Source organism: Enterobacter sp. PL_is379, assembly GCF_055817355.1.
Genome location: NZ_JBVPGT010000031.1, coordinates 433,932 through 449,979 on the forward strand (window position 1 = coordinate 433,932; position 16,048 = coordinate 449,979).

Genomic DNA, 16,048 nt, shown 5'->3' on the forward strand with positions numbered 1-16,048 from the left:
AAAATAAGTAAAGCTTTATTGTTATGCCCGGGCGCTGTGCGCCCGGGTCATCTCTTGCAGGTGCTATCAGGTAATGATGTGTTGCTGGTTAACAAGCTCGTCGTAGGTGGTCTGAACGTTATCAAGCGTAACGAGCGTGGTATTAGTGTAGGTGGACCCCGCACCATCACGGTCGATGGAGATCACAGTGTTGCTACCGCTTTGTGTGACATGGATATAATTCCCCAACGAGGCGGTATTACCGTCCCAGCCCACCAGCAGATCGCCAATGTCGATCTTGTCTCCCTGCGCCAGCGAGAACCCGGTCCAGTGATCGCCTCCGGCGCTGCTGACGTTACCCGCCGTGGCATTCCCCACCGTACTGTTCAGCACCTGGTAAATCAGCGTATCGCCGTAGGCCGTACCGGTGATGGCGTCGTTATGCTCCGAGCTGATGAACTGCGGCGCCATATTGATGGTTAGCGTGGCGCTGTCCGTGTTGCCGTTGGCATCGGTCAGGGTGTAGTTGAAGGTCTCCTTCGAGGTCATGGTTGAGAGCGATACCCCGCTGTTGAGGGTATAGGTGTAATGACCGTCAGCGCCGATCGCCAGGATGCCGTAATGGCCGGTGATGTTCACCGTTGCGCTGCCGGTATACGGATCCAGCGTGGTGGTCACGCCGTTGTAACCGGTCACGCTCAGACGGGTATCCACCGAGTGGAGCTGATCCAGCACGCCGCCAGAGTCGGTACCGTCAAAGATGTTGCCGTTGACGGTGTGGCTGCCTGTGACGTCAAAATCACTCAGCGAGTAGGTGGTGCCGTTCACGCTTGGCGTGATGGTGATGGTCCCCACGCTGAGCCCCGGGACGCTGCCGGTAAAGTTCAGCGTATAGGTCCCGGCGTTGAGATCCAGCCCGGTCAACGGAACGTCGATACTGCCGCCCAGCAGCGAGCCGCCGCTGAAGGAGCCGCTGCGGATGACGCCCGAGCCGTCGCTGATGGACCAGTTCACCGTCAGTCCGCCCAGCGCCAGCCCCGAGGTCACGCTAAAGTGCAGCGACGCGTTGTGCAGCGCGGTGTTTGGGTCGACCACGAAGGTTCCGCTTCCGCTGCCCTGGGTTGATGAGAACAGGGCAGTCGTCCAGCTGGCGACGCCCACGGTGGTATCCGAGTAGACCGACGTGTGATGCACCGAGGTGAGGTCCATCGTGGCGCTGACATCGTTGACCGCATTCATTGCCTGCGCGGTTGGAGTGATGTTGAGCGACGCCGTATCCTTCGAGCCATCAGGCGCAGTAACGGTGTAAACGAAGGTATCCGGCGTGCTGATATGGTCCGCCCCCACGCCGCTTCTCAGGGTATAGGTGTACTGACCGGACGAATTGATGGTCAGCGTGCCGTATTCCCCCTGAATGGTAGTGGTGCCGCTGCTGTTGACCGCCACGCCGTTCACTTCCGTAACCAGCGTGCCCGCTGGCACCGGGTCATTCGCCAGCACGTCGCCCGTGGTGGTTTCGCTGATACTCGCCACGCTGTAGACATGATCCTGCAGGACGCTCAGGGTGTAACCCGTCAGTACAGCGATCCCAGACGCGGTATTCAGCAGGAACAGATACTCCCCGGCGGGCAGGTTCAGCGTCAGCTGCGGTGACGTTCCCCCCAGCAGCGGGGCGCGCAGCCAGCCCGATTCGACGCGAACCTGCTCGAAGGTCTGGGTCGCGTTGTTGAACTTATAGACGTACAGATCGAACACTGACGCCAGCGCCACGCCGCCCACCGAGGCCTGGATGGTCATGGTGCGGGTCGTGCCTTCCTCCACGTTGTAGATAATCGGGTTGGTCATGTCGTCCAGCAGGTTAAGCCCCAGCGTGTTGCCGAGATTAATGCCCACCAGGGTAAAACCGTTCTGAGACGAGGCGCCGTTATTAATTTCGTGCACGCTGGTGTCGAAGGTCAGGGCGTTGGTGTCGTCAACGGCGACAATACCGTTGACTACCGTACCGGCACCCAGGGACAGCACCAGCTGTGCCGACGCGCTGACGCCGTTATGGGTAATGGTGTAGGTGAAGCTCTCCGTGCGGCCAATGACCGCGGCGCTGGTGTCGGTCAGGCTGTAGGTGTAGCTGCCGTCGCGGTTAATGGTCAGCGTACCGTACTGGCCCTGAATCACCGTGCCGTCGGCGTTCACGCTGGTGGTGGCGCCCTGGGCGTTAGTGACCGCGGAGATAGTGGTCCCTGCCGGCGCGTTGTCGCTGCCGGCGGTTGGATCCGTATCGAGGATCACGTTGCCGTTGAGGCTGGTTTCACCGGTGACCGTACCCGGACCGGTCTCTTTCACCGCCACGTCGAGGCTGGTGTAGGAGCCGGTCGCCAGCAGGTTGGTGTTGTAGCTGAGCACGCGATAGTTGCCGTCAGCCAGCCCGGTCAGGTTCAGTGAGACGCCGGTTGCGCCGAGGGTCAGCAGATCGGCAAACTGCGGCTGGCCGGTATCCACCACGGTGGTCCAGGCGCCGTTGACGTAATGCTGAACCACCAGCTCCAGGGTATTGAGCAGAGAGAGCACCGCCCCCGTGGCGTTGGCGTTCACCACGATATCCGCGCTGCCGCCGCTGCCCACCGTGAAGTTCACCTGGGCGGTATCGTTGCCCAGCAGCGTCAGTACGTTGCCGACGGCGCCGACCAGCAGGAAGCCGTAATCGCTGTACTGGCTGTTGGTCACGGTCGCCGTGGTGCTGAGGTTCAGCTCTTCGACGTTATTGCTGGCGGAGAGCGGCACCACCGGCGCAAGGGCAGAGCCCGGCAGCGAGGTGTTGCCTGCGACGTCGGTGGCGGTGATCTGCAGCGTCTGGCCTTCGGTCTGTTTGTTAATGAAGGTGTAGCTGTAGGTGCCGTTGCTGCCCGCAGTGGCGGTCACCGTCGAGCCGTCCGCAAGGCGGATAGCGACGATGCTGCCTGCTTCCGCAGTCCCGGTCAGGACGCTACCGTCAGCGTTAAAGGTCCCGGTCGGTGCCGTTGGCGCGATCGTATCGACGATAATCGTCGTCACGGCGGACGCCACGCTGGTGTTGCCCGCCGCATCGGTGGCCGTGGCGGTGAGGTTATGCGTGCCTTCCGCCAGCGCGGTGGTAGTTTGCGCCAGGGTCCAGTTGCCGCTGCCATCGGCGGTCACCGTACCCACCAGCGTGATGCCATCGTAGATCCGCACCGTGGCATTCGCTTCGGCTGTCCCGCTCAGCGTTGGGCGCGTGTCGTTGGTCGGATTCGTACCGGTCACCGGCCCGGTGACGCTGCCGACATCATCAATGACCGAACTAATGACCGGCGCGGCTGGCGGGAGGGTATCGACGTTAATCACATACCCGGCGGTGGGCGCGCTGGCGTTGCCTACCGCATCGGTAGCGGTAAAGGTCAACGTGTGCGCGCCGTTGCTCAGCGCCGGAGATGGCGTAAAGCTCCACGCCCCACCGGTCGCCGTCACGCTGCCGATTTGCACGCCGTTATCAAAGATTTTCACCGTGGAACCCGCTTCCGCCGTGCCGCTGAGCGTTGGCTGCGCGTCGTTGGTGATCCCGCCGTTGGCAATCGGCGTCGCCGCATTGCCCACGTCATCCACGATACTGGTCAGCACCGGCAGCGCAGGCGGCGTGGTGTCGACAGTGAGGCTGAAGCTGGTGGAGGACACGCTGGTGTTGCCTGCCGCATCCGTGGCCTGCGCGGTAAAGCTGTGCGGACCACTCGCCAGCGTGGTGGTGAGCAAGATACTCCAGCTCCCGCCGCTATCCGCGGTGCCCGTTCCGACAAGCGTGGTTCCCTCATAGATCTTCACGGTGGCAAACGGTTCACTGGTCCCGACAAGGCGCGGTACGGTGTCATCGGTTGTCTGCCCGGACGTGAGCGGGCCGGTGATGCTGCCCACGTCGTCTATCGCCTGGCTGATAACCGGCGCGTTCGGTGCCGCGGTATCAATAATCAGGGTAAAGTCCGGCGAGGTCGGGCTGACGTTACCCGCTGCATCGGTGACCGTGGCGGTCCAGGTATGGCTGCCGCTGGCCAGCGGCGCTGACGGCGTAAAGCTCCATGCCCCGGTACCGTCCGCCTGAACGGTGCCGACCGGCTGCCCGTTCTCATAAACGGTGACCGTGGCGTTGGCGGTCGCGGTGCCGTTCAGCGTCGGCGTGGTATCGTCGGTGCTCTGCCCGGAAGATAGCGGGGTTTGAATGCTGCCCACGTTGTCACCCGCGGTCGAAATGACCGGCGCCGACGGTACGCCCGTATCCACCGTCAGGTTAAACGGCGTCGTCGTGCTGCCGATATTGCCTGCCACGTCGGTGGCGTTGAAGGTGATTGCGTGCGGCCCGTCGCCCAGATCGGTGCCCGGGGTGAAGGTCCAGTTGCCCTGGGCATTCACCACCGCCGTGCCAATTTCGCTGCCATCAACGATCACGTGCACTGTGGCACCCACGTCGCCCGTGCCGTTGAAGGTCGGACGCGCGTCGTTGGTCGTGTTGCCCGACGTGAGCGTCCCGGTGACGGGCGCGACATCGTCAATTACGCTGGTCACCACCGGTACGCCAGGGGCTGCGGTATCAACGGTAAAGGCAAAGACCGATGAGTTCGCCGAGGCGTTGCCTGCCGCATCCGTTGCATAGACGCGAAGGGCGTAGCTGCCGTCGCCCAGCGGCGCGGTCGGCGTAAAGGACCAGTTGCCGCCTCCGTCAACGGTTGCAGTACCAATCTGCGTGCCGTTATTCATGATGTGAATAGTGCTGCCTGCCTGCCCGGTACCGCTGATGGTTGGGGTGCTGTCGTTGGTCACCTGGCCGCTGGTGAGGTTGCCCGTGACGCCGCCAGGGACGTTGTCGTTTACCGTATCCAGCGTCGGAACCGTCGGTGCCGTCAGGTCAACCACCACGCTCCAGGGGGCGGAGGCCGCGCTGACGTTGCCCTGCGGATCGGTCGCCCGAACGGTGAAGCTGTGCGAGCCTTCACCGAGCGCGGTGTCAGGGGTAAACGTCCAGATACCTGTGTTGTCAGCCGTGACCACAGCAATCTGCGTGCCGCCGTCGAAAATGGTGACCACGCTGTTTGCGTCCGCTGTCCCTGTAAGGGTTGGCGTGGCGTCATTCGTTTCGCTGCCGCTGACCACCGTGGTGGCAGCGTTACCGACATTGTCCGTAACGTTGGTGATGACCGGCGTGGCGGAAACGGAGTCCACCACGACGGTGAAGCCCGCAGAAGGACCGCTCTGATTCCCCGCCGGGTCTGTCTCGCGGATGGTCAGGACGTTATTCCCCTCTGCCAGAGGGGGCGTGGTGTAGCTCCAGGTGCCGGTATTGCCGATCACCACGCTGTCCAGCAGCACGCCGTTGTTGTAGATGGAGATGGTATCGCCTGCTGCGCCGGTGCCGGTGAGGGTCGGCTGGTTGTCGTTGGTGGTCTGGCCGCTGGTCAGCGGACCGGTGCCTGGGCCGACGTCGTCAATCACGGCGCCGATAGTCGGCGTGCCCGGTGCGGTGAGGTCAACGGTAACGCTGGCCGCCGGAGAGCGGCCGCTGGTCAGGTTATTGAGGGTCGCGGTCACCTCAAAGGTGTGTAGCCCCTCGCCAAGCGCGGCTGGCGTATAGCTCCAGTTGCCGCTGCCGTCGGCAGTGACCGTCGTCAATGGCGTCGCGCTACCGTCCAGGTAGATAGCGATCTGGCTCCCCGCCTGAGCCGTGCCGGTAAGGGTTGGGGTGGTGTCGTTGGTGGTTTTGTCTTTCACATCGCCCGTGATTGGGGCGACGTCATCGTTGATCGCCGTGATGACGGGCACCTGCGGCAGGTCGAGCGGTGAATCGGTAACGATAAAGGACGCGCCAGGGCTGGCATTTCCTGCGGCATCGGTAGCGCTTACGGTCAGCGTGGTCGGATCCAGCTGCGCCGGGCTCAGCGCAATGGAGAAGCTGCCGTCGCTTGCGACAACGCCGGTACCAATGACGGTCCCACCGCTGTCTTTCACGGTAACGGTGGTTCCCGCTTCGGCATTACCGGTCAACGGGGTCCCCTCCTGTGCCAGGGACATGTTGGTCGGGTCGGCAGGTGCGGCGGTGTCCACCGTCACGCTCAGCGGCGTAGAGTTTCCGGAGGCGTTACCCGCAGGGTCGGTAGCAGAGACGGTGAAGGTGTGCGGGCCATCCGACAGCGTTGTGCCTGCCGTCCAGCTCCAGCTGCCGTCCGGCTGTATCGTGACCGGCACGCCCGACGGGGTACCGTCGATGGAGACGATAACGGTGGTGCCGGGTTCGCTGGTCCCGGTGAGGGTCGGCGTGCCGTCGCGGGTGTAGAGCACGTTGTTGGTGAGCTGGCTGTCTGAAACGGCATTAATTTGCGGAATCTCAGGCGCAGCGGTATCGAGCGTGACGGTAAAGACCGCACTCGGCGCGCTGACGTTGCCCGCCGCATCCACGCCCGCAACGGTAATGTTCAGCGGGCCGTCCGTTTGCACTGGAAGCGTCAGGCTCCATTCTCCGTTAGCGACCACGACACGGCCCAGTTCGACGCCGTTGTTGTAGACGATCACTGTCTCACCGTTAACGCCGGTTCCGCCCACTGTCGGCGTGGTATCCGTGATGTAGCCCCCGTTCGGCTCGCCGCCCACGGCGCCAATCACTGGCGTATCCGGCGCCACGGTATCTACGGTGATCGTAATCGCTGGCGACGGGTCAGAGACGTTGCCTGCCTCATCGGTGGCGGTGGCGGTATAGACGTGGCTGCCCTCCGCAATGTCGCTGCCAGGGCGCCAGCTCCAGTTGCCGTTGCTGTCTACCGTGACGGTGCCAACGATAGTCGGCGTGCCGCCGTTGACCGTGTCAGTGATGTTGATAACGTCGTTCGGCGTACCGGTGCCGCTCAGCACCGGGCGCGGATCGTTGGTGGTGCCGCCATCGGGAACGGGGCCGGTGATCTGGGTGACGCTGTCGGTGACGATCGGTGCCGCAGGGGGAGCCGGCGGGTCGGTGTCAATGGTGATGGTGACCGGCTGCGACGGGGCGCTTTCGTTGCCCGTGCCGTCCACGTTGGTGACGGTCAGGGTGATGTCATAGGTGCCGCCAGCCAGGGGGGATGGCGGCGTCCAGGACCAGTTGCCGGTATTGTCCACGACAGCGTCACCGATTTTGACACCGTTGCCGTAGATCGTCACGGTATCGCCCGCCGTGCCGGTACCGCTCAGGGTCGGCGTGGTGTCGCGGGTGATTTCTCCCGGGTTCAGCGGCGTTTGCGTTGTGCCGCCGTCAGGATTGACGGTAATTGCCGGGATATCCGGCGTGGCAGGTGCGACGGTATCCACCGTCAATACAAACGGGCTGGAGATAGTGGTATTGCCGGCGGCATCCGTGGCGTGAACCGTCAGGGAATGCGGGCCGTCGGTGAGCGGGGTGACCGGCGTAAAGCTCCAGCCGCCGCTGCCGTCGAGGGAAGCGGTGCCGAGCAGAGTTGTGCCGTCATAGACGGTGATCACCGCATCCGCCGGAGCGGAGCCCTGCAGCAGCGGCTGGGTGTCGTCGGTGGTATCGCCGCTGGTGAGCGGGCCCTGAACGCCGCCGACGTCATCGGTCACGGTGGCAATGGTGGCAGCCGTTGGCGGTGTGGTATCGACGGTCAGGGTGAAGCCGCTTGACGGCTGGCTGGTGTTGCCCGCCGCATCGGTGGCGACAACGGTAAAGGTATGAGGCCCCTCCCCAAGCGGCACGGTGGGGGTATAGGTCCACACGCCGTTGTTGTCGACCGGGGCCGTGCCAAGAACGGTGCCATCCAGGCGGATGGTGACCGTCGAGCCTGGTTCAGCCGTGCCGTTGAGCGTCGGCGTGGTGTCGTTGGTGCTGTCGTTGGGGTTGAGCGCGTCGAGGCGCTCCGGCACATCATCCAGCACCTGGGTAATAACCGGGGCAGCAGGCGCGACGCTGTCAATTGTCAGCGTCCAGGTGTTGGAGACGCCGCTGGTGTTACCTGCCGCGTCGGTCGAGACGGCGGTCAGGGCGTGCGGACCCTCACCGATTGGCGAGGACGGCGTAAAGGTCCATGCGCCGAGACCATCGGCAACGGTTGTGCCAATTTCAACACCGTCCACGCGCAGGCTGATCGTCGCGTTTGCTTCGGCGGTACCGCTGAGCGTCGGGGTGGCGTCGTTGGTCGTGGCATTTGGGCCGAGTAAGCCAACAATTCCACCGGGCACATCGTCCACGACTTGTGAAATCACCGGGACGTCAGGTGCCGTCCCGTCGACGTTAATTGTCCATGCGGTTGATATTCCGCTCAGGTTACCGGCGGCATCCGTCGCCGTTGCCGTCAGCACGTACGTGCCATCGGTCAGCGGTGTGGGCGGCGTAAAGCTCCACTGGCCAGAGGAGGGAACAACCACCGTACCGAGGACATCGCTACTGTTGGAGATCGTGATGGTCGAGCCAGCTTCACCCGTTCCGTTAACGGTTGGCGCCCGGTCGTTTGTAAGCCCGTTAGGGCCCACGGGGCCTGTGGTGGCCTGCACGTCATCAATCACAGATATGATAACCGGTGTCTGCGGCGGGGTAATATCCGGTGCCGCCGCGGAGGTGGTTGGACTGGTGTTGCCTGCCGTGTCGGTGGCGTCAGCGGTCAGGATTTCGCCGTTGAGCTTCGGCGGGGTCAGCGTCAGGCTGAAGTTACCCTGGCTATCGGCAACAACTGGATTGCCAACGAGTGCGCCGCCTTCACGGATAGTCACGGTGCTGCCCGGCTCTGCAATGCCGCTGATGGTGCCGCCATCATTCGAAACGACGAGGTTTCCAGGGGCTGACGGCGGGGTAGTATCCACAGTAAAGGTGACAGGTGCTGATGCCGTACTCTGGTTTCCGGCCGCATCGGTTTCAGTGACGGTTATGGAGTGTGTCCCGTCCGGCAGCGGAGCGTTTGGCGTAACGCTCCAGGTACCGTTGGGCTGCACCGTCGTTGTGCCAATCGCCACGCCGTTATCATAAATGGTGATGGTTCCACCTGGCTCGCCCGTTCCCGCCAGGAGCGGCAGTGAAGCATCCGTAGGCGCGCCCGACGTAATGGTCCCCCTGATAAGACCTGTATCGTCGGTCAGCACAATCGCGGTCGGCGCGTCCGGCGGAGTAAGATCCACCGTAAGAGTAAACACCGGTGAGGCTGGCCCGGTGTTGCCGGCGGCGTCGGTTGCCTTCACGGTAATCTGGTGAGTGCTTTCACTCAGGTCAACTGACGGGGTAAAGGTCCAGGTGCCGTTGCTGGCGACGATTGCCGTACCAATAGCGACTCCGCCGTCATAAATCGTCACGGTCGAGCCCGCCTCGCCGGTGCCGGTAAGCTGTGGGCGCTGATCGTTGGTGCTGCCGCCGTTGGACACCGTCCCCGTCTGCGGGGCAATATCGTCGATTACACTGCCAATCGTTGGCGCATCGGGCGCGGTTATGTCCGGCGCGTTGAGCGTTGTGCCCGGGCTGGTATTCCCGGCGTTATCCGTCGCGGTGGCAGTCACCTGCTCGCCGTTGGTCAGCGGTGTTCCGAGAGAGACGGTAAAGTTGCCGTCGCTGCCCGTTTTTCCGGTGCCAACGACATTGCCGTTCGCGTCTTTCAGCGTGATAGTGCTGCCCGGTTCGGCGGTACCGGTAACGGTCTTGCCATCTGAAGAGAACTTAATACCGGAAGGTGCATTCGGCGGCGTTGTGTCCGGATCGGCAGGATCGACGGGGGGGTTGGTACTATTGTTATTACCGCCATCTCCGCCACCGCCGCCGGTACTTGCCGCAGCCGCGATACCGCCTGCAGCGACAATGCCGCCGAGGGCCCATGGCCAGAAGGCGGCACCACCGGCATCACTTCCTGACGCCGCAAGCAGTACGTTCGTAGACGCGATAGATTCGTACGTGGCGGCGCCAGCCGGATCTTCAATCCACCATAACGCGCCGTTGCTGTCCTGCAGTACCAGCTGGCTCACGCCCTGCGCGTCCGTGACGTAGAAATTTTTTACAGTGATCACCTCGCCGGAGTGCAGCGTAACCAGCAGATCGTTACCACTTCGCGCGAAGCGGGAGACACTCGCTCGCTCGACGTGAAGCTCAACGATGGAGGAATGGCTCAGCGTGACCTGTGTGCCTTCCATTTTCGTTTCTACGCCAGTAAGTTTCGAGATAACAGAGATTTGGCTCATTTAGTTATTACTCCAGCAGATGTGTCATAAACGGCGAGCAAGACGAGCCATCTCTGCAGAAGGTAAAGGGCGCCCCCGGCGCAGTCGCTGTTATAACGCAGCACTGACCGTTTTTTTAGCGCGCACGATGCCCGCCAGGATTCAGAGTGGCAACATCAGAGCGAATCTAATTTTTTATGAAAGAGAACCGTTTTATTCGTGTTTTATGTTTTGTAAAACCCTGTAATTAATAGAGGGATTATTTTTGAGGATATAAAATTGATATAGACAGAAAACATGGGTTGTGCAAATTAAGCTTTCGCAAATAAGTGCGAAAACAAGGTGGAAGGCATTGGTATATTGATGTTGTCAATAATTATGATGGTGCAACCCTTTGTTTTATATGACTTTAATTTTAGTGTGTAATGTTTTTTTTAGCGTGGTTTACGCACTGCGATAATTGGTAGGGAATGTTTTGAATATAATGTAAAACTATATTGTTTAGGTTTGCTTAATGTTCATTTAAGTTAGGGTAATGTTTTTGATATAAAATATATTATGTCACTTGCACTATAAAATATATTCTTATGCGAGGTTAAAACTCTGCTATTACGCGAAATAATAACGTTAAGGAGAGGATGAGATAACCTGATTTATTTTCATTGGGCTACAACGTCAGCATGATTTTGTGACAGCAAAAAATTTACGGGGAGAATGAATAAAACTCATCAGTCGGACGTTTACTGACGTCACTCCCCACTCACCCTGGAGCTTTATATGAACACGACCTCGTTTCGTTTGATCCCGGTGCTGATTTTTTCCCTGCTGTCCCCACTGGCGCTGGCGATGGGCAATAATAGTACCGAGAGCAAAACGCCCGACTGTCCTGCCGGACAGGTGTATGACAGCGCTACTCAGAAATGCGTGCCGGACAAGAGCAGCAGCCTCAGCGACCAGGACAAAACCAACTATGCGTACCATCTCGCGAAGAAAGGAGAGTACCAGGCGGCGCTGAATCTGCTTGATTCGCTGAAAAATGGCAATACGGCTGAAGCGTGGAACTATCGCGGGTTCGCCACGCGCAAACTTGGCCGTACGGACGAAGGCATTGGTTACTACCAGCGTGCGCTGGCTATCGCCCCGGATTATGCCAAAGCCCGGGAATATCTCGGTGAAGCGTGGATGGTAAAAGGACGTCCTGACCTCGCGAAAGAACAGCTGAAGGTCATTGCCGGTATTTGTGGCCAGTCCTGCGAGGAGTACCGTGACCTGCAGGCCGCCATTAACGGACATCCGGAATCCTGATTTTCTCGTGGAGGGAAAGCCCATCGCTACCAGTGAGGTTCGTCAACAGTTAGCCGCACATCTGTCGCGTCTCTGGCGCTATGGGCTGGTGCTGTCGCGAAACAGGGATATCGCCGAAGAGCTGGTTCAGTCCACCTGCGTGCGTGCGCTTGAAAGGAGCAGCCAGTATACGCCGGGCACACGCATCGACAGGTGGCTGTTCGCGATACTGCACTCCATCTGGATCTCTGAGCTTCGGGCTCGACACGTGCGTCAGGGGCAGGGATTTGTGGCCAGCGACGAGCTCCTGGCACCGGACACCCGCGAACAGGATGAGACGCGTCTGCATTACCTTAAGGTGATGCAGCGGGTCAACACGCTGCCTGAAGCCCAGCGCAACGCGGTATTTTTGGTTTATGTCGAAGGCTTTACCTACCAGGAGGCGGCGGACACGCTGGCGGTGCCGATCGGTACCGTGATGAGCCGGCTGGCAACGGCACGGGCTCGGCTTGCCAGGTCCGCTGACGCACTGCCTCCGGTAAAGGAGAAACGCTATTGAACGCGCACCGTTTTGCACCGCCCTATAACGACGACGCTATCGTGGCATGGATAGATGGCGAGATGTGCCGCGCCGACGCACAGCATTTTGAAGAACAGTTGAAACGTGATGAACGCCTCGCCGGGCGAACCAACGAACTGATGAAAAGCAGCCAGGATTACGCCGGGGCGTTTGCCTCCCTGCTGGATGACGCGCCTCTGGAGACAATGCAGGCGCGTCTGGCTGCTATTCCCGAACCACAGTCCTCCACGGCGCCTGGCGTTAGCAGGCGGTCGCTAATTGCCGCATCGGTCAGCTTTTTGATGGTCGGCTCCGGGCTGGGCTACCTGCTGCGGCCCGCTTCCGCGCCAGCGGATGAGAACGCCCATATTCGCGACCTCGAAGCGCAATATATGTCCCTGTATAGCGTCGAGACGCTGCTGGATATGGACAGCGCAACGCCGATCCTGCAGCGCGGGCTGGAACGGGCCGCACAGGATATCGGCATAAAGCTGCACATGTCGCAGCTAGTCCTGCAGGGGGCAGAGTTGAAGATGGTGCGAATGCTGCGCTATGAAACCACCTCTATCGCGCAGATTGCCTGGATCAACGCCGACTTCGGCCCGATGGCGCTCTGTATTTCTCCTGTTGACGAGAAGACCAGGGCCTCTCTGCGCCAGGAGCAGCGGCACAGCATGAACCTGGCGTGGTGGCAGGAAGCGGGCTACCAGTTTGTCCTGATTGGTCGCAATCCGCCGTCTCACCTGCGGGGAAACGCGGAGCAGCTACAGCGGCTCATTTCAGGATGACGGCACGTCGTTTGTCTTAATCGCAATGGCGATGGCAATACGATCGTCCACGACCAGCGCAAACTTATCCATCCCGTAGGACGCGCGCGAGATCGCCGTAGTGGCATCCAGGGTGAGGACTTGCGCATGCGGGTCTTTCACTACGGCCTCCAGGAGCACCGGGCGGGCAATGTTACGCACGGTCAGCGTGCCGAACACCCTGAACCGCCCGTCACCCAGGGCGACCACGCGAGAGCTGATGAACTCGATAGTCGGGTAGTGCTCAGAATCAAAAAACATATCGCTTTTCAGCTGCCAGGTAAGCAGTTTGTTTGAGGCCACCAGAGTTGCTACGGGAATGGTGACGTGAATATGGTCGTCGACGTCGTTTTCCGGGTTGAGGGTCACGGCGCCCGTCACGCCGCTGAACGTCGCCCAGGAGAGGATGCCGCCGAAGGCATGCCACGATAGCCGAATGGCGGTGTTATCGGTGTCGATAATGTAGCTTTTTGGGGCAGCTAACGCCCACGGACAAAACAAAATCAGCACTATCACCAGGCGTCGCAGCATCTCAGGATCTCTTTTAAGGGGGCAGGGAGTAAACGCGTCACCCCCGGGATCTATTCGACTTTTGTGCGTCAGGGTGTTTTAACGATATCCACTGAAATTTCGACGGCGGCGATCGGGCCCCGGTTTTCCAGCCAGTGGACCGTATTATGGTCTTCCGGCCACCCGACGCCGGGACCGTAATCGGTGGCGATACCGTTACGATGATCGGTGATGGTCCCCTCAAGGATAAAGACGGTACCGGGGCGATCGATATGATCGTGCACCGGACCAAAGACCGCGCCGGGGGCGAGCGTCACCCTGCGCATGCGAAGCTGTCGACCGTCCATGCCTGCGATCTCCGGGCCCAGATCGACGATGGAAAGCAGTTCAACGGTAACGCCCTGGGTTTCTGGTGCGGTTTCTTTGTGGCTCATGACGGTGCCCTCCTGAAACAAGTTTAGCCTTCAGGAAGCAGGGTGGGAGGGAATAAAAAAGGCCGCGTATGCGGCCTTTCGAAGGGATTACTCAGTGACTTTCTTTTCCAGCTCGCTGGCACCTTCTTTAGTTTTGTTCCAGCCTTTCTCAGCGCCTTCTTTGGTGGCATCCCACCCTTTCTCGGTGCCTTCTTTGGTTTTATGCCAGGCTTTCTGGGAATCTTCGCTGACCTTGCTGCCAAAGCTTTCGCTTTTACCTTCCGCAGCGTGCTTCTGTTTCAGCTTCAGCTCTTCACCTTTATTCTGCTCTTCGTGCAGTTTTTGCTTCGCCTCGTTGGCGTTTGCGTTCGCCGCCGCGACGGTATCGTCAGTTGCATGTGTGGTCGCAGCAAATACTGGGGAAGCCAGCAGAACGGCAGATAATGCGATAATTGTTTTTTTCATAATATCCTCATTTAACGTTATCGGTTATGAGCGTGATTCAGCATGGCACAGGCGAAGCGGGATGGCTTTAGGAAAAAACTGTAATGAGATCAATGTGCCCTGATGAGGGGGATTTCGCCTGAGGATTATCCAAAGGATAAAAAGCCTATTTCCGCGAGGGCGGCGAGCGTCAGGAGAATGAATATTATGACGGTTATGGGTTTGTACATGTTGGGGTTCCTTCCGGGTTGGGGCGGCTAATCCGTAGCGCTGGGTGATGTGGGTAATTTTGCACAGGCGGGGGGAGAGGGTGTTGATGTTTGTCAAAGCCAGGGGAGTACAACATAAACAACCAGCCGGTAGGTCGTTATGTTTTAAAGATCAAGATATAGTAGCTTTGATTAGAAGGAGGGAAATAGCATGGCGATAACGGAAGAAGCGTTGCTTAGATCTGGTTTCACAAAAGAAGAGCTGCAAAAGCTTAAACGCTACGTGGATACTCAGCGTTCGACGCTGGATATTTTGCTTCCTGCGCTTTCAAATCGGTTTAAAGGGACTGTTATATTTTCAGTCGTACTTACGGTTCTGTTCATACTGGCGGTTTGCTTCGCTTCGCGAGAAAATATCATTTCATCAGGCATTGCTGTAGTGTTTATCTTTGGTATCTTCTGTTGGATGACCCCCCTCAAATTAACGTATAAAGCCTGGCGTTTTAAGCAGGATTATTATCACTAGACAGCAAGTCAAAAACAATTTTTGCGTTTATGCCATATCCAATGATTTTCATGGTGAGTTTTGGCCGACTCATAGAGTCCATATAATCTCATAAGGACTGCTTTGTTGCCTTTACTGGTACGACTATGTTAGTCAGATATCCGAGTAATCGACGATGGTCAGAGATTTCTCCGAATTTACAGGGCAATATAACGCATCGGGAGAACCCTCTTAGGACATTATTGTTCCTGCAAAAAATATCTGGCCTGCCTGTTCACTGCGCGATACCCTGTAATGCTTTGTCTTTTTTGTGAACAGGAAAAAGTATGCTTAGTACGTTACCCGATTTACACAGAAGTTTTGCAGAGCAACTTAAGCTTAAATTTCAGGCTGATTCGCGGATTCACTCCCTTCTCGCCGGCGGCTCGCTTGTTCATGGCGGGTTTGATAAATATTCCGATCTTGATTTTGTCGTTGTGGTAGACCCTCTCTACTATGACGAAATCATGGCTCAGCGTATTGTGTTCGCCGGAACACTGGGTCACCTGCTCCATGCTTTCACCGGGGAACATGTGGGAGAGCCTCGTCTGCTTATCTGCCTGTATGGTCCCGAACTCCTTCATGTCGATCTGAAATTTGTCACCCTGGAAATGCTCACTCAGCGCGTTGAGGAGCCCGTGGTGTTATTTACCCGTGATAACACCGCTCTGGAGCGCCAACTGGCAAAATTTAGCGCTCACTGGCCTGATATGACGCCGGAGTGGTTTGAGTCCCGAGCCTGGATCTGGCTTCATTACGCGGTGGTGAAACTGGGAAGGGGAGAACTCTTTGAAGCGATAGGCATGCTGGCATTCTTCCGGGAGCAAGTGCTGGGACCTATGCTGTACCGTCGAGCAAATCTACCGCAACGTGGGGTTCGCCGCATCGAATTCCTCAGCATTGATCCTGATGACCTGTTGGCTTCCACGCTGGCAATGCACGATCGTGATTCCGTCAGCATGGCCCTCAGAAAGGCTGTTGAGGCTTATATCACGCTGCGGGCTGATGCGCTGCCGGAAAATATCGCAGACGATGCGGCACGTTGGGCGGTTCTTGCCATGCTCGAAGCCAGAACCTGACCTTAAAAGGTTTGGTCTGTTCCGCTCCCCATGTTCAGACGACTTTTGCTAAAA

General features: G+C 59.0%; 9 protein-coding genes. 5 read left to right on the forward strand and 4 right to left on the reverse strand.

The features are described 5' to 3' along the window. Nucleotides 1-66 precede the first annotated feature (66 nt). Complete coding sequence (locus tag AC0TOY_RS18560) at nucleotides 67-10,167, reverse strand: BapA/Bap/LapF family large adhesin (protein ID WP_473722323.1); 10,101 nt, start codon at nucleotides 10,165-10,167, stop codon at nucleotides 67-69. 756 nt (nucleotides 10,168-10,923) lie between these two features. Here AC0TOY_RS18560 and AC0TOY_RS18565 point away from each other — a divergent pair. The 3 genes from AC0TOY_RS18565 to AC0TOY_RS18575 are packed head-to-tail and all read left to right on the forward strand — an operon-like array spanning nucleotide 10,924 to nucleotide 12,777. Further along, the gene (locus tag AC0TOY_RS18565; protein ID WP_024908319.1) at nucleotides 10,924-11,451 is read left to right on the forward strand and encodes a tetratricopeptide repeat protein; all 528 of its coding nucleotides are present in this window, start codon (nucleotides 10,924-10,926) and stop codon (nucleotides 11,449-11,451) included. Between the two features lie 7 nt (nucleotides 11,452-11,458). Then, nucleotides 11,459-11,989: a sigma-70 family RNA polymerase sigma factor gene (locus AC0TOY_RS18570; protein ID WP_080350491.1), complete on the forward strand. Its 531-nt coding sequence runs from the start codon at nucleotides 11,459-11,461 to the stop codon at nucleotides 11,987-11,989. Next, the gene (locus AC0TOY_RS18575; RefSeq protein WP_148769351.1) at nucleotides 11,986-12,777 is read left to right on the forward strand and encodes an anti-sigma factor family protein; all 792 of its coding nucleotides are present in this window, start codon (nucleotides 11,986-11,988) and stop codon (nucleotides 12,775-12,777) included. The genes AC0TOY_RS18570 and AC0TOY_RS18575 overlap by 4 nt, the downstream gene beginning before the upstream one ends. Here AC0TOY_RS18575 and AC0TOY_RS18580 read toward each other — a convergent pair. From AC0TOY_RS18580 to AC0TOY_RS18590, 3 genes are all read right to left on the reverse strand, one after another. Next, a complete protein-coding gene (locus tag AC0TOY_RS18580) occupies nucleotides 12,769-13,326 on the reverse strand; it encodes a YceI family protein (protein WP_032645317.1) in 558 nt (185 codons plus the stop codon). The genes AC0TOY_RS18575 and AC0TOY_RS18580 overlap by 9 nt on opposite strands. 68 nt (nucleotides 13,327-13,394) lie before the next feature. Next, the gene (locus tag AC0TOY_RS18585) at nucleotides 13,395-13,739 is read right to left on the reverse strand and encodes a cupin domain-containing protein (protein ID WP_024908323.1); all 345 of its coding nucleotides are present in this window, start codon (nucleotides 13,737-13,739) and stop codon (nucleotides 13,395-13,397) included. Between the two features lie 87 nt (nucleotides 13,740-13,826). Continuing rightward, nucleotides 13,827-14,183: a hypothetical protein gene (locus AC0TOY_RS18590; RefSeq protein WP_008502540.1), complete on the reverse strand. Its 357-nt coding sequence runs from the start codon at nucleotides 14,181-14,183 to the stop codon at nucleotides 13,827-13,829. A gap of 399 nt (nucleotides 14,184-14,582) precedes the next feature. Between AC0TOY_RS18590 and AC0TOY_RS18595 the strand changes: the two genes are divergently transcribed. Further along, nucleotides 14,583-14,897 (forward strand): hypothetical protein, encoded by a 315-nt coding sequence (locus AC0TOY_RS18595; RefSeq protein WP_473722325.1) that lies wholly within the window; start codon nucleotides 14,583-14,585, stop codon nucleotides 14,895-14,897. 305 nt (nucleotides 14,898-15,202) lie between these two features. Next, nucleotides 15,203-15,994 carry a nucleotidyltransferase domain-containing protein gene (locus AC0TOY_RS18600; protein WP_473722326.1) on the forward strand — a complete coding sequence of 264 codons (792 nt, stop codon included), beginning with the start codon at nucleotides 15,203-15,205 and terminating at the stop codon, nucleotides 15,992-15,994. The last annotated feature ends 54 nt before the right edge of the window (nucleotides 15,995-16,048 follow it).

Bases quoted from the DNA above. Each gene is read 5' to 3' on its own strand.
- AC0TOY_RS18560 (WP_473722323.1), bottom strand. From the start codon at position 10,167: ATGAGCCAAATCTCTGTTATCTCGAAACTTACTGGCGTAGAAACGAAA.
- AC0TOY_RS18565 (WP_024908319.1), top strand. From the start codon at position 10,924: ATGAACACGACCTCGTTTCGTTTGATCCCGGTGCTGATTTTTTCCCTG.
- AC0TOY_RS18580 (WP_032645317.1), bottom strand. From the start codon at position 13,326: ATGCTGCGACGCCTGGTGATAGTGCTGATTTTGTTTTGTCCGTGGGCG.
- AC0TOY_RS18585 (WP_024908323.1), bottom strand. From the start codon at position 13,739: ATGAGCCACAAAGAAACCGCACCAGAAACCCAGGGCGTTACCGTTGAA.
- AC0TOY_RS18590 (WP_008502540.1), bottom strand. From the start codon at position 14,183: ATGAAAAAAACAATTATCGCATTATCTGCCGTTCTGCTGGCTTCCCCA.
- AC0TOY_RS18595 (WP_473722325.1), top strand. From the start codon at position 14,583: ATGGCGATAACGGAAGAAGCGTTGCTTAGATCTGGTTTCACAAAAGAA.
- AC0TOY_RS18600 (WP_473722326.1), top strand. From the start codon at position 15,203: ATGCTTAGTACGTTACCCGATTTACACAGAAGTTTTGCAGAGCAACTT.